Source organism: Paenibacillus sp. 01T431 (assembly GCF_056398625.1).
The window spans coordinates 358,317-371,984 of record NZ_JBFTPT010000006.1 but is presented as its reverse complement, the minus strand read 5'-3'; the positions used below and the strand labels follow the sequence as shown (position 1 = coordinate 371,984).

13 protein-coding genes and 1 riboswitch are annotated in these 13,668 nt (G+C 47.4%); of the genes, 10 read left to right on the top strand and 3 right to left on the bottom strand.

Annotated elements, in window-relative coordinates:
• Window positions 1–154: 154 nt before the first annotated feature.
• The 10 genes from AC1DM9_RS13905 to AC1DM9_RS13860 all read left to right on the top strand — a co-directional run bounded on the left by AC1DM9_RS13905 (window position 155) and on the right by AC1DM9_RS13860 (window position 10,915).
• On the top strand, window positions 155–1,744 hold the full coding sequence (locus AC1DM9_RS13905) for a spore germination protein (RefSeq protein ID WP_477580525.1): 1,590 nt from the start codon (window positions 155–157) through the stop codon (window positions 1,742–1,744).
• Between the two features lie 18 nt (window positions 1,745–1,762).
• Window positions 1,763–2,971, top strand: coding sequence for a Ger(x)C family spore germination protein (locus AC1DM9_RS13900; RefSeq protein WP_477580523.1), 1,209 nt, complete (start codon window positions 1,763–1,765; stop codon window positions 2,969–2,971).
• A 21-nt stretch (window positions 2,972–2,992) separates the two neighbouring features.
• A complete protein-coding gene (locus AC1DM9_RS13895; RefSeq protein ID WP_441881383.1) occupies window positions 2,993–4,075 on the top strand; it encodes a GerAB/ArcD/ProY family transporter in 1,083 nt (360 codons plus the stop codon).
• Window positions 4,076–4,166: 91 nt separating this feature from the next.
• Window positions 4,167–5,639 carry a glycosyltransferase gene (locus AC1DM9_RS13890; RefSeq protein WP_477550267.1) on the top strand — a complete coding sequence of 491 codons (1,473 nt, stop codon included), beginning with the start codon at window positions 4,167–4,169 and terminating at the stop codon, window positions 5,637–5,639.
• A 138-nt stretch (window positions 5,640–5,777) separates the two neighbouring features.
• A riboswitch (TPP riboswitch) is annotated at window positions 5,778–5,890 on the top strand.
• A gap of 184 nt (window positions 5,891–6,074) precedes the next feature.
• The gene (locus tag AC1DM9_RS13885; protein WP_477580521.1) at window positions 6,075–7,115 is read left to right on the top strand and encodes an ABC transporter substrate-binding protein; all 1,041 of its coding nucleotides are present in this window, start codon (window positions 6,075–6,077) and stop codon (window positions 7,113–7,115) included.
• A 68-nt stretch (window positions 7,116–7,183) separates the two neighbouring features.
• Window positions 7,184–7,486: a thiamine-binding protein gene (locus tag AC1DM9_RS13880; protein WP_054028091.1), complete on the top strand. Its 303-nt coding sequence runs from the start codon at window positions 7,184–7,186 to the stop codon at window positions 7,484–7,486.
• Window positions 7,476–8,249: an ABC transporter permease gene (locus AC1DM9_RS13875; RefSeq protein ID WP_477580519.1), complete on the top strand. Its 774-nt coding sequence runs from the start codon at window positions 7,476–7,478 to the stop codon at window positions 8,247–8,249. The genes AC1DM9_RS13880 and AC1DM9_RS13875 overlap by 11 nt, the downstream gene beginning before the upstream one ends.
• 2 nt (window positions 8,250–8,251) lie before the next feature.
• A complete protein-coding gene (locus AC1DM9_RS13870) occupies window positions 8,252–9,049 on the top strand; it encodes an ABC transporter ATP-binding protein (protein ID WP_477580517.1) in 798 nt (265 codons plus the stop codon).
• A complete protein-coding gene (locus AC1DM9_RS13865) occupies window positions 9,050–9,916 on the top strand; it encodes a TatD family hydrolase (RefSeq protein WP_477580515.1) in 867 nt (288 codons plus the stop codon). It abuts the gene before it with no gap.
• 207 nt (window positions 9,917–10,123) lie between these two features.
• Window positions 10,124–10,915 carry a glucosaminidase domain-containing protein gene (locus tag AC1DM9_RS13860; RefSeq protein ID WP_477580513.1) on the top strand — a complete coding sequence of 264 codons (792 nt, stop codon included), beginning with the start codon at window positions 10,124–10,126 and terminating at the stop codon, window positions 10,913–10,915.
• A gap of 104 nt (window positions 10,916–11,019) precedes the next feature.
• Here the strand turns inward: AC1DM9_RS13860 and AC1DM9_RS13855 are convergent, their stop codons facing one another.
• The 3 genes from AC1DM9_RS13855 to AC1DM9_RS13845 form a co-directional block, all read right to left on the bottom strand.
• Window positions 11,020–11,181 (bottom strand): hypothetical protein, encoded by a 162-nt coding sequence (locus tag AC1DM9_RS13855; protein WP_179089800.1) that lies wholly within the window; start codon window positions 11,179–11,181, stop codon window positions 11,020–11,022.
• Window positions 11,182–11,442: 261 nt separating this feature from the next.
• Window positions 11,443–12,498 (bottom strand): DUF418 domain-containing protein, encoded by a 1,056-nt coding sequence (locus AC1DM9_RS13850; RefSeq protein ID WP_477580511.1) that lies wholly within the window; start codon window positions 12,496–12,498, stop codon window positions 11,443–11,445.
• 314 nt (window positions 12,499–12,812) lie between these two features.
• Window positions 12,813–13,664 carry an MBL fold metallo-hydrolase gene (locus tag AC1DM9_RS13845; RefSeq protein WP_477580509.1) on the bottom strand — a complete coding sequence of 284 codons (852 nt, stop codon included), beginning with the start codon at window positions 13,662–13,664 and terminating at the stop codon, window positions 12,813–12,815.
• Window positions 13,665–13,668: the final 4 nt, after the last annotated feature.

The following is a 13,668-nucleotide window of genomic DNA, read 5'->3' as shown; positions in this document are numbered from 1 at the left end:
CAGAACACACGTTCTTATACTAGAGGTTATTTGTGGTTATTATTGACAAGGTTTGGTTGGGAACAGCTTCGCAGTCCAATTAGGCGTACGAATGCTATACGCGGAGCAGCACGAAAACCAATCACAAATAGGACAGTACATATTTACATCCATAATGCGCCAAAATAGAAGCAACATGGAAACGAAGGGTGCCGTTATGAACAAACAAAACACAGGTAGGCTAACGCCGTTTAGTCCGTCGCTGCATGCGAATGTCAAAACCATTCGCGATTGCTTCGGCAACAGCACGGATATCGTAATCCGAATGTTTCGCAGCGATGCGGCTCCAGAACGTGAGATTGCCATTATTTATGTGGATGGAATCGTGAACTCGCAAATCATTAATGAGAGTGTCATGGAGCCGTTAATGTCAATGAGGCTGCCGCAGCATGCTCATGTGAAGGGAAGCAAGCTGCTGGAAGCGCTTCGCAGCTGCGTCGTTTCAATCGGCTCGGTACAGAGTGTGGACACATTGGAGTATGCACTCCAATATATGACGGACGGATTATGTGTCATTATGGCGGATGGCAGCGCGGAAGCGCTGACGGCGGATGTGAACGGCGGCGAACAGCGCAGTGTTACGATTCCTCAGACACAGACCGTGATTCGTGGTCCGCAGCATGCTTTTGTAGAAAATATTCAAACGAACATCAGCTTGGTCAGGCGCATAATACGTTCCTCTGACCTTCATGTGCAGGTGCACAAGATCGGTCAGCAAACGCATACGAACGTAGCTGTTATGTATTTGCATGGAATAGCAGATGAAGGGATCGTTAAGGAGGTTTACCGCAGACTGGCGGCCATTGACATTGACGGTGTGCTGGAGAGCGGATACGTGGAAGAGTTTATTCAAGATGATACGTTCACGCTGTTTCCAACGCTTTCAAATACAGAGAGGCCGGACTCCGTGGCAGCAGCACTGCTGGAGGGAAGAGTAGCGGTAATGATAGACGGCTCGCCTATGGTCTTAATGGCCCCGACTACATTTTTTTCGTTTTTTCAATCGCCAGAGGATTATTATCAACGATATGATATTGCATCCTTCGTTCGTCTCATCCGTTACGGTTCATATATCGTGTCCATTCTGCTGCCTGCCTTGTATATCGCAGTTACAACCTTTCATCAGGAGATGCTTCCGACAACGCTGCTCATTAGTCTAGCGGCGCAGCGAGAAGGGATTCCGTTCCCTGGATTGGTTGAGGCGCTGTTGATGGAGGTTACTTTCGAGGTGCTGCGAGAAGCAGGATTACGAATGCCGCGGGCGATTGGGCCCGCCATATCTATCGTGGGCGCTCTCGTACTCGGCCAGTCGGCTGTTCAGGCGGGCATCGTGTCAGCGGGTATGGTGATCATCGTATCCTTTACGGCGATTTCCAATTTTGTAATGCCGGAATTCAACATGGCGGCCACATCTCGCATTATTCGTTTTATCTTTATGATTATGGCCGGTATTTTTGGGTTTTTCGGCATTTTCATTTCTGTATTGTTTATGCTGATCCATTTGGTATCGCTGCGCTCGTTCGGAGTGCCGTATATGTCTCCGCTGGCACCAGGTCCTACAAAGCAAGGACCATGGCGAGACGTGTTCGTCAGGCTGCCATGGTGGGCGGTCGTGCTTCGACCTCTAGATTTGAATCTGCGTAATCCAAGGCGGCGGCCGAACGGAAAAAAACCGCAGGCACAGCGTCATTCCGATAAGGCGTAATGAAAGGGGGAACCTGCCATGAAAAAATGGAGGCTGCTGCTGCCGATGCTCATTTGTTTGCTGGCAACGGGCTGCTGGAATCGCATAGAGCTGAATGATATTGCGATTGTTTCTGCTACCGGCGTTGATTGGAAGGATGGGAAATGGGTGTTGTCGTATCAAGTGGTCATACCGGAAGCCATTTCCAGTCAAAGCGCGAGCAACAGCACAGCGGCGGTCCATGTTTTTTCCACGCAAGGGGAAAGCTTCAGAAGCGCGGTCAGCAAAGCAAGCCAGGAGACGTCGCGGCGCCTCTATTTCGCACATAATCAAATTGTCATTATCGGTCAGGCTGCTGCGCGCAAAGGACTGGGACCACTTCTAGACACCTATTTGCGCAATCATGATTCCCGCGAGACGGTGAGCGTTTTCTTGTCAAAGGGAAGCGCGCGCCGGATGCTCGAACAATTGATTCCGCTTGAGAAAATTCCAGGCGCAGCCATACAGCGCATGATCAATAATGAAGAGATGAACAGCTCAGCCTTCCGTCAAATGACCATTCATAAAGTACTGCTGGATTTGCTGGGAACGACAAGGGCTACTGGCATACCCGGATTAATTGTGTCCGGTACGAAAGAAAGTGTGGACAATGCCGGGCAGCTTGCGTACACCAGTACACCTTCAAAGGTCAGATTGTTTGAACTGGGCCTTATTGAAGGTGACAAGCTGGTAGGCTGGATCAACAACGAAGAAAGTCAAGGCGTGATGTGGCTTGCAAATCAAKTAAAAAAAACGACGGTTTCATTCGCATGCTCAGCGGACAAGAACGAGCCGAAAAACTCATCTATTCGCATCACACATTCGGATACAACGCAGACTCCTAAATCTTCAGATGGCAATTGGCTGATGGATTTGAACGTAAAGGCGACTGGAACGCTGATGGAGTACAATTGCGAGGGTGATCTCATGAATCCGAAAGAAATAGAGAAGATACAAAAACGGATTGAGGACGAGATTGCCGCAATTATGCAAAAAGGCTGGAGCGCTGTCAGTAAGCATAAAGCAGATGTAATCGGCTTCGGAACGATCATTCACAATAAATATCCAAAGCAATGGTTAAAAACGTCGGGCAGCTGGTCGGAGCAGTTTTCGAACATCGAAGTAAAGATGAAAGTTAAGGTGAATTTGAATTCAACTGGTCTTAGCGGAAGTGGATTTAAGAAGGCGCAGGAAAAGAACCACCAATAACATAAGCAGAAAGGAGACCCTATGCAGCAGATTGGCAAAAACCAGCTTTCGATTTTGATCATCGTTTTTTTGATAGGCAGCACCCCTTTGTTCGAGCTCGGCATACAGGCGAAGCAGGATGCTTGGCTGGCGATGACGCTTGCTGCGATTGCTGGTCTGCTGCTTATCGTTATGTACGTCCAGGTGCAGAAGCGTTCCCCGAATTCGGAGCTTGCTGAGCTTTATGTTATACACTTCGGAAAATGGATCGGCGGCTTTGTAGGCATACTTCACGCGTTATGGTTTGCTTATGAATCGATGCGCAACGTACGGGACGTCGGGGAGCTTACGATGACGGCGCTGCTGACCTTTACGCCGAAATGGATTGTTATGCTGCTGATTATGAGCGCCGCCGCTTATACCGTCAGCAAGGGAGTGGAAGTATTTGTCCGTGTCGTACAGCTTCTATTTCCGATTGCAGCGCTCAGCTATGCTTTTATTATTTTGCTCCTGTTTGTTGCCAGGTTGCCCAAAATAGCACATTTGCTTCCMGTTTTTGAACACGGGATTGGGCCTGTCGTGAAGGCGGCCTTTCCAGATTTAGTATCTTTTCCATTTGGGCAAATGGTTATTTTTTTCGTTTTTTGGAAGCACGTGAGTGAGAAGAAAGGGATTGGGCCAGTCACTTACAAGGCCTATATTGGCGTATCCTTATTTCTAATTCTAATGAATATCATTACGCTATGCGTATTAGGGCCGGAGCTGTCCTCGCTTACAGCACTGCCGCTGCTTGAGGTTGTTCAGTTAATTAGGCTTGCTAATATATTGGAGAGGCTTGATGTGCTTGTAACCTTGCTTCTGTTCATCGGTCTATATGTCAAAATGACTGCGCTATACATGGCATCGGTATTCATGTTCAATATGATCACTGGTATTGCCTACCGATATTGTGTGCTGCCCATTGGTCTCATTATTTATGGGGCGTCGTTTATCGAAGCCAATAATACTTCCCATATTTGGATTGGACTCGATGTTACGCTGAAGATTGCGCCGTTGTTCCAAATTGTGCTGCCGCTGCTTATGCTTTTCGTCGGAATACGCAAGAAATACAAAAAGGCTGCATGATTGAAAGTTGCGCACAGTGCTCACCCAAGCGGATAGGCTGACATATTTTATGGGTAAGTGAGCCGTTTATGCTTGCTTGAGGAGGATACGCGTGAGCGATGCCAATAGCTGCATGACAAGCATTATTCTCGTTACCTACAATAAGCTTGAATACACGAAGCAATGTGTGGAAAGTATTCGGAGACATACGCAGAGAGGCAGCTATGAGCTGATTATTGTAGATAATGGTTCGACGGATGATACGGTAAAATGGGCTAAAAGCGAGAGCGATATTATCGTAATCGACAATGGCAGCAATGCTGGTTTTCCTAAGGGCTGCAACCAAGGATTGGCCGCGGCCTCGGGCGATCTTCTGATGCTGCTAAATAACGATACAATCGTAACGCCAAGCTGGCTTGACGGTCTCAAGCGCTGCTTATTTAGTGATGAACGAATAGGGGCGGTCAGCCCCGTTACGAATTCGGCTTCCTACTGGACGACGATCCCGGTCACCTATACGACGATAGATGAAATGGAGCTGTTTGCTTCGGCACTGCATGCCAACCCTGATAGAACAAAATGGGAGGAGCGCGTGAAGCTGGTCGGCTACTGCCTTTTGCTGCGGAGAGAAGCATGGGAGAAAACGGGATCGCTCGACGAGATCTTCGGTATCGGCAACTTTGAAGATGATGACTATAGCCTGCGGCTCCGGCTGGCGGGATATAAGCTGATGCTGTGCGGCGATACGTTTATTCATCATTACGGGAGCATCTCCTTTAGCTCAGAGCCAGAACAATATGTACAAAACTTCAGAAAAAATGCCATTGTTTTTATGTCCAAATGGGGCTTTGACCCTGGTGATGCAACGTATATTAGAATGGATTTCAGCACCGTAATTGAGCGGGAATCGCATGAGTACAGACGCGAGAATTGCTCGATTATGGAAATAGGCTGCGGGTGCGGAGCTACGATTTTTCATATGAAAAAGCAATTCCCATCCGCAATATGGTACGGAGTTGAGCGTAACGAGCTGGCGGCTAGAGTAGCAGAAGCTTCGGGAATTACTGTATTCCGCTCGAATGATCCGAAGGATTGGAGGCTGCCTGCTGAAGGTCTTGACGGCATCGTAATCGGAGATGCTCATGCATACGGGACACCGCAAGCCATGAAAAATCTAGTTCGTCTTCTAAAGCCTGGCGGCTGGCTAGTCGGGTGCTTTGCCAATCGCTATTATTTCAACAATATTCGGCAATATTTAGATCCTGCTAATGCACAAGCACAGCATCAAGCGGCATCACAGTACTCAGCAGAACAAGTTAGCCAGCTTTATTTGCAGGCCGGTTTTACCTATGTGAAGATTACACGTGCGGATAATAAACCGCAGGAGCAGCTAGAATACATCCATCTGCTAGAGCGGCTAACGTCTGAAGAGATGTCAAAAGAGCTGACAGCCGCATATTTGCTCGTATATGGACGCCTTGCTCCTGCAGCAGAGACCAAAGATACGGCAGACTTAGAAAATTCGAAGGCTGCTGAAGAAACAAAGGTAGAATGGCTGGATGAGCATATCGATCTAGGGCAATGAAAGCTGGTGCAGGAGCTGCACGTTCTGGCTGCCGTATATAGTAAGAGGATGAGTATCGTGGCTTGATGATAATCATTTTCAAAAAAAACTAGCATTAAATGCGGGTTTTGCTATACAATGAATGGTATTGACGAAACCGAATATGTTCCGGGGAGCTGGTTAGGCCGGCTGAGAGGGGATTTTCTATACAATTCCGACCCGTTAAACCTGATCTGGATAATGCCAGCGTAGGGACAGAAGCTCTGTTTAGCAAGCAGGCGAGATCAAATTGATCAAGCATTTGCTGTATAAACAGCTGCACAGCCAATGATATGGCGTCCTCCGGATTAGGGGGACGCTTTTTTTTGTTGCGATTAGAATGATGCAGCCATGGAACCGGATACTACGAGGAGTCGTCGCCTATAAGAATCGAAGCATGGAGAGGGGAACAACATCATGAATCAGAAAAAAACAGGGTATTTGTCGTGGAAAATCGTGGCCGCGATGCTTGTGTTCGTATTGGTGCTGGCAGGCTGCGGCGGTGGCGCTGGGAACAAGGGCGAACAGCCGAAAGAGCAAGAGGGAACAGCGGACAAGCCGCTAGAGAAGGTGCAGGTTGTACTCGACTGGACACCAAATACGAATCATACCGGACTTTATGTAGCTAGAGATAAAGGTTTTTTTAAGGAGCAAGGACTGGACGTTGAAATTATTCAACCAGGACAAAGCGGTGCCGATCAAATGGTCGCTTCGGGCAATGTGCAGTTTGGCGTAAGCTATCAGGAGTCTGTCACGATGGCGAGAATTGCCGGCGTGCCGCTCGTATCGATCGCCGCTGTCATTCAGCACAATACCTCAGGTTTTGCTTCACCGCTTGCAAAGGGAATCGATTCACCTGAGAAATTTGAAGGCAAAACGTATGGCGGCTGGGGCGCTCCTGTTGAGGAGGCGGTCATTCAATCGATTATGCAGGAGAAGGGCGCAGATGTGAGCAAAGTAAACATCATGAGCATCGGCGACAGCGACTTCTTTACGGCGGTGAAACGCGATATTGACTTTGCATGGATTTACTATGCATGGACTGGCGTGGAAGCAGAGCTGCGCGGCGAGAAGATCAATATGGTTTATTTAACAGACTACAGCGACAAACTGGATTATTATACGCCGGTAATCGTGACGAACGAAGATTTGATTATGAATAAACCGGAAACAGTCAAAGCGTTTACAGCTGCCGTATCTAAAGGCTACCAATACGCGATCAGCAATGCGGAGGATGCAGCAGAAATTTTAATAAAAGCAGAGCCGGATTTGAATGCGGAGCTTGTGCGCGCCAGCCAAAAATGGTTAAGCTCGAAATATCAGGATGACGCACCGCGCTGGGGCGAACAGAAGCTAAGCGTATGGGAAAACTATGCGGCATGGATGTTTGAGCACAAGCTGCTGGAGAAGGAGCTTGAAGCGGAGAATGCATTTACGAACGAATTTTTACCACAATAAGCTATTCGAACATACGGAGGGCGGGAAAGCCCGCTCTCACTTACAACGATGAGAAAGAAGGAAATCAAATGGCAAACGCATTAGTAAGTATTCAAATATTACCGACAACGCCAGGCGGCGAAAGTGTTATTCCTTACGTGGATCGTGCAATTGAAATCATTAAAGCGGCAGGTGTTCCTTATCGTGTAGCACCGCTTGAAACGACGATGGAGGGTGAGCTGAGCCATCTGCTCAGCGTCGTGCAGTCGATGAGCGAGGCGATGGCGGAGATGGGCTGCCCGTCCGTTATTTCACAAATTAAAATTTACTACAATCCGGCAAACGGCGCTTCCATGGGCAGGCTGCTGGAGAAATATCCAGATGGGCAATAAGAAATCGATTTGGTCGAAAATATGGCAGCCAGCAGCCCTACTGATCGTGCTGCTCGTCTGCTGGCAGGCAGCTGCATGGCTTGGATTATTTCAACAATGGGAGTTTCCATCACCGATTTCAATTGTACAAGAGGCCATCCAAATTTGGCCAAGGTTAATGATGCATACGGGAGCGACGGTGAAAATCATGCTGCTCGGATTTGTGGGAGGATCGGCGGTGGGCTTCGTGCTCGCCGCTTTGCTGCATTTAATTCCTGGGGTTCGATCGGCAGTATACCCCTTGCTCGTGCTGTCGCAAAACGTTCCCATCATTGCGATCGCTCCTATTTTGACGATGCTGCTAGGTTATGGAATGCTGCCAAAGGTGCTGCTTGTGATCATGGTGTGTTTCTTCCCGATCACGGTTGCCATGCTGAGCGGCCTCATGAACACCGATGCGCAGCTTCGTAATTATTTGCAAATGATCGGCATTCGCAAATGGCAGTTGTTCTGGAGATTGGAGCTTCCTCATGCGATTGTTCATTTGTTTTCCGGCTTGAAAATTGCGGCCTCTTACAGCGTACTCAGTGCAGTTGTGGCCGAATGGATAGGCACGAACAAAGGACTTGGCGCATTTATGATCATCTCGTTCAAAGGCTTTATGCCTGATCGAGTGTTTGCAGCAGTTATCATTATTGTTGCGATCAGCTTGACGTTATTTGGGCTAATAACCTTAGCGGAGCGTCTTGTCATACGCTGGCGCCCTGAGAAAGAGGTGAGCTGACAGTGGTCAATCGTGCTGAGCATCATTCAGTAACGCTTCAAACACAAAATATTCGAATGAAGTTTGGCAAAGGACAGATGAGCAAAGAAGTGCTTGGCGGGTTATCCATTTCAATAGCAGATGGGGAGTTCGTATCGATTGTAGGGCCGTCCGGCAGCGGTAAAACAACTTTGTTTCAAATTATCGGCGGTTTGGAACGTCCTACGGAAGGCGAAATTTGGATCGATGGCAAGCAAACGACGGGCGAACGCGGACATATTTCCTATATGCCGCAGCAATCGTCGCTGCTTCCATGGCAAACCGTTGCCGGCAATATAGAGTTGTCGCTTACGATCTCTGGCGTTGATAAAAAACTCGCGAAGGCGAGGACAACGGAATGGCTCGAGCGAATCGGGCTGCAGGAATATGCGGATTCTTATCCGCATGTGCTCTCTGGAGGAATGCAGCAGCGGGTTTCTTTCCTCCGGGCACTGCTTGCTCCGCAGAATCTCATGCTGCTGGATGAACCGTTTGGCGCACTGGACGCCTTGACGCGGCAGCAAATGCAGCAGTGGCTTATGTCGATCTGGGAGCTGAACCGAAGATCGGTGCTGCTCGTTACCCATAGTATTGAAGAGGCTTTGTTTCTATCGGATCGGATTATTGTGCTGTCACCATCGCCGGCAGTGGTGCTGGAGGAATTTCAAGTGCCATTCGAGCGTCCGCGTCATGAGTCTTTATGGACAGACCCACGGTTTTATGCGATGAAGCAGCGCATTTATGATCTGCTTAAGACAGGTGCGAAGGAAGGAAACGTATAGATGGCGATACAAACAAGCAATGATCCGCGCGAAGGGCAATTGTACTCGGAATCTCCTCAGCAGGAGGGCACATGCATAGACGCGCATATTCATATTGATTTGTATGAAGCAGAGCAGCGTGATGAGCTTCTAGAGCGTGCGTTCGCAGAAGGTGTAGCAGCTGTGATTGCCGTATCTATGCATTTGGAATCGTCTATTGTGAACCGTGACATTGCCCTGCGTTATGCAGGGCGTGTGCATCCTGCTTATGGTTTCCACCCAGAGCAGCCCATACCTGCCGATAAGGAGCTTGATGAGCTATTCAATTGGATTCGTTTGCGTCATGAAGCAGGGGAACGGTTTGCAATTGGCGAAGTAGGGCTGCCGTATTATACGCGAACAGAAGCGCAGCAAGCTGGGGGAAATATCGTTTTTGATGAGAATCCATACCTGCAGCTGCTGGATCGTTTTGCTGCGCTGGCAGCCGAACTTGATCGTCCGATTGTATTGCATGCAGTATATGAGGACGCCGGCAAAGCTTGCGACATTTTGGAGCGACATGGTGTTCGCAGAGCGCATTTTCATTGGTTCAAGGGCGATGCAAAGGTTATCCGCCGAATGGCGGCAAGCGGCTACATGGTGTCAATAACGCCAGACGTCGCTTACGAGGCAGAAATACAGCAGCTTGTAAGGGAGTATCCCATTGAGCTGCTGATGGTGGAGACGGATGGGCCATGGCCGTTTGAGGAAATCTATGCGGGTCAGCCGACGCGGCCTGCAATGGCTGCAGATGCAGCAAAGCATATTGCGAATATAAAGCAGCTGCCAGCTGAGCAGGTTGCGGAAATAATGCTAGCCAATACTCGCCGCTTTTATGGACTCCTATAGTATTGAATTCATACAGAAAAGGCCGCTCCATCAGAATGAACAATCTGAGGATGCGGCCCTTTTATATTTAAAATACAAAAAAACATAGTGGTAGAGTCGACCTTTCATACCGCTTTGTCCATTGCCACTTGCACTTTCAAAGCATACAAAGATAAGGACAGGGTAATAGATGGCAAGCCAAAGTGGACAGCAGAAAGGAGACAGACGATGGCACAGCTGACGAAACAACAATTTATTGAACAATTATCTCCGACAGTTATAAGAATAAGGCGAGAAGGATCAACGATGTTTCCATCCGTACGTTTAGCGCAAAATGTACTCGAAACCGGCGGTGTTATTCACCCGTGGTACAACTTAGGCGGTATCAAGGTGGGCAGTGGACAGACGAATGCATATTGGCACGGAGAAGCGGTCGTTAAAGGAACATGGGAGGTCGTCGATGGCCGAAGCGAGAGTACTCGCGCTGCTTTCCGAGCCTATGAGAGCGTCTATCATTTTTATAAGGATTTGGATTTGCTGCTGGCTACTTCGCGTTATGAGCGTGTTCGCAAGGCAGTGACGCCAGAACAGCAAGCTGACATGCTGTACGCATGCGGCTATGCGACAGATCCGGCTTATCCAGCCAAATTAAAAGCCATTATTTCGCAGTATGGGTTGAAAAAATATGATGTTTTAGGCAGCACGCCGCTGCCTAAGCCAGAGAAGCTGAAGGATGCAGAGCTTGTTGTCGTTTTGTACAAGGGAGAGGTTATTTCAGATGGCTACTTGCTCAAGGGTACAACTTGGGTACCGGCAAGGCTGCTTGGTGAAGCGCTCGGAGCGAAGATTGATTGGACGGGGAAAAAGGTTACCGTAAACGGCAAAGAGCTCGACTCGATTTTGTCCGAAGCAACAGGTTATGTACAAATAAGAGATTTGTCCGCAGAGCTTGGGTTAACCGCTAGTTGGGAGACGGCTGCGCGAGTCATATTGCTGTCGCAGGTGAAAGCAGGCAGTTAGTTAAGCGATTTAAGCTTCTACAAAATAAGCAAGAAGCCAGCGGATCATCCGTTGGCTTCTCTTTTTGTGATGCAGTTTAGATATCATGCTATGGAATGAGCAGTTTATTTGCCTTTCTTGGATGCAGCCCAAAAAGCGAGTACGACAAGGGGGATAAAAATGTACCACGGAATGGTAATTGTACCGCCAACAATAACAGCGAGCACCATCACGATCAAGACACCGAGAATAATGTAAAGACAGCCTCTGCCGAACGTTTCCATCATTAATCGCCTCCTAAAGCTTAGGTTTTGCCGAGGCAAAACCTCCTTCGCAAGCAGTCACTTCTTGAGAGTATATTCGGTAATAACGTTTTTATGGGTGATATGGTTCCAAAAATTGAAGGGACAAAGAGGCTGCTGTATGAAATCAAACGGCCTAAAACAAAAAAAAAAATGACCCGCATCGCTGCAGGCCGGTGTCCTAGATCTATATATCAACAGTGGGGTTGATGTCTCTAAGTATAAAAAACGAACCTTAACGCAGCATTAAAAATGTTTGTCGGTTTGTTTACAATAGCGCTCGTTACGAATGGCTGGAATCGTCCAATAGGTGGACATTCTCCAGATCCATTCCATCGGTCCCATTTTGAAAAAGGAGAGCCAGATCATACTGAATATCATTTGGATAATATAAATGCCGATGCAAAGCAGTGTCGTTTGAATAGGGCTAAGCATACCGTTTAAATTAAAAAATGCTGCCGCCATAAGCACGATAATCGTTTGCCCTAAATAGTTGGTTAAAGCMATTTGGCCATAGGCGCTTAAAGGTTTGAGCAGCGTACGAATAAATGGATGCTGAACAGCCCGTACAAGAGTAGTGACATAAAATAAAGCGACAAGAAGGCCTATAAATGCGGCTGCTCCTTGGTAAATTTGCATGGCTATCATTTCAGATGAAGAGCTGCCTTCTTCAATGACCATAACATTTTGCTCGGGTAGTAGACGGTACTGGATAAAGACGCCAACAGCGGCTAGTGCAAAAGAGATCCAATGCAGCTTGCGGATCGCAGATTTTGACTCTGCAAGACGTTGAAACACCTTATATTGTCCAGCTGCAAGCCCAAGCAGAAACAAAGGTAGAATAAGCAATAGTTTGCCTCCTAGAAAGGCGGCAGGAAGTATAAGCGCTAAAGCGATAATCAAATTGATTTTTGGTTTAAGCTTGTAGAAAGGAAGGAGGAAGAAGCCGGCGATTGCGTAAAGAAACAAGGCTTCTCCAGGATGGAATTTCTGATGAACAAATCCTACGGCTAGCAAAAAAATAAGCCGGCGAATAAATAAAAGGTAGCCGTTATTGCCTTTCTCGATCGCTCTAGATAGAAATAAATAAAAGCCTACACCGAATAAAAAGGTGAATATGACATAGAAACGCGACTCTACCGTCAAATCCAGGATACGAGACATATACCAATTAGCAGTCCCCGCTTCAGCTGGCGCTACGTTAAGAAGGGGCAAAATATTGACAAGCAGAATGCCAATTAAAGCAAAACCTCGCAAATAATCAAGCGTTTCAATTCGTTTGTTTCCAGAAATGGGGTTCAAGCAGCATGCACTCCTAATTTTTACTTAGAATATAAAATGGTTTGGACTTTATTTTAAAAGGAATCTTTCCCTGTGAAGATTACAACAATAATTACAGCAGCGACAGTTCTTATCGTTTTTAACCATTGATTCATAAGTGGTTGCCTCCTCTGATGTTCAATAATCTATTTCCTATCATAAAGAAAAAAACGATAGGCAGCCATCGATTAGAGTGACATTAAAGGTGACAAGATTGTAAGATGCACTGTAGGTAGAAACAAAAATAGGACGGAGCAGATTAAGCAGCTGCTCCGTCCTATTTTTAAGTAAACTGACTAATGTATCTGGTTATGGTCTGGAACAAAACGTCCATGCTCCGGAACTGCAATTTCTTTGAATTTTTTCGTAAGGAGCTTGAGATTATCAGACAAGGTTGCGCCAAACATCGGTTCCCCGTGACCGGTAATCGCCAAATTCGGATTCAGATCTTTGAGATTTCTAACGGATTGCTCGGCGGCTTTCCAATTAGTCGTAAAGTATTTAGGGGGACCGCTAATTTCCTGCTCCTGTGTGATGACCTTATATAGCGATTCCTGCTTAACTGTTGCAAATGCGTCACCAGCAATCAAAGTGCCATCCTCAGGACGGAAAAATGAAGTATGTCCTGGTGTATGCCCCGGCGTATGAATATACTTCCAGCCTGGCATTCCCGGCAAGCTGCCGTCAGTTGGAAAGGGATGAACTTTGTCGTCGAGGTGAATTCCTTTATGGGGGAAGAAGGTAGAAAGCTCTGACAAGAGACCGCCATGTACAGAGGAGTCCGCGGGCGGATAATCGGATTCTCCAGTCAAATAGGGCAGCTCCAGCTTGTGCGCGTACACGGGCACATTCCAGTGTTCAATCAATTCAATAATGGCACCTACATGATCGAAATGGCCATGAGTAAGCAGAATCGCTTGAGGTGCGGAATCAAAGCGTTCCTCAGCTTCTTTAATAATTTTATGGGCGGATCCTGGCATGCCTGCATCAATAAGAACCCAGCCCGCTTCTGGTTTCTTTGGATCACCAACAAAACAAATATTGACGAATTGGATTGAGTAACAATAAACATCAGGCCGATAAGCAAGTCCATTTCCACTAGCAGAAGTCGTTATCGGCACAAAAGAATGCTCGAATGAGCTCTCCAACGTA

Coding starts and splice junctions, on each gene's coding strand:
- AC1DM9_RS13905 (WP_477580525.1), top strand. CDS start 155: ATGCGCCAAAATAGAAGCAACATGGAAACGAAGGGTGCCGTTATGAAC.
- AC1DM9_RS13885 (WP_477580521.1), top strand. CDS start 6,075: ATGAATCAGAAAAAAACAGGGTATTTGTCGTGGAAAATCGTGGCCGCG.
- AC1DM9_RS13880 (WP_054028091.1), top strand. CDS start 7,184: ATGGCAAACGCATTAGTAAGTATTCAAATATTACCGACAACGCCAGGC.
- AC1DM9_RS13875 (WP_477580519.1), top strand. CDS start 7,476: ATGGGCAATAAGAAATCGATTTGGTCGAAAATATGGCAGCCAGCAGCC.
- AC1DM9_RS13865 (WP_477580515.1), top strand. CDS start 9,050: ATGGCGATACAAACAAGCAATGATCCGCGCGAAGGGCAATTGTACTCG.
- AC1DM9_RS13860 (WP_477580513.1), top strand. CDS start 10,124: ATGGCACAGCTGACGAAACAACAATTTATTGAACAATTATCTCCGACA.
- AC1DM9_RS13855 (WP_179089800.1), bottom strand. CDS start 11,181: ATGATGGAAACGTTCGGCAGAGGCTGTCTTTACATTATTCTCGGTGTC.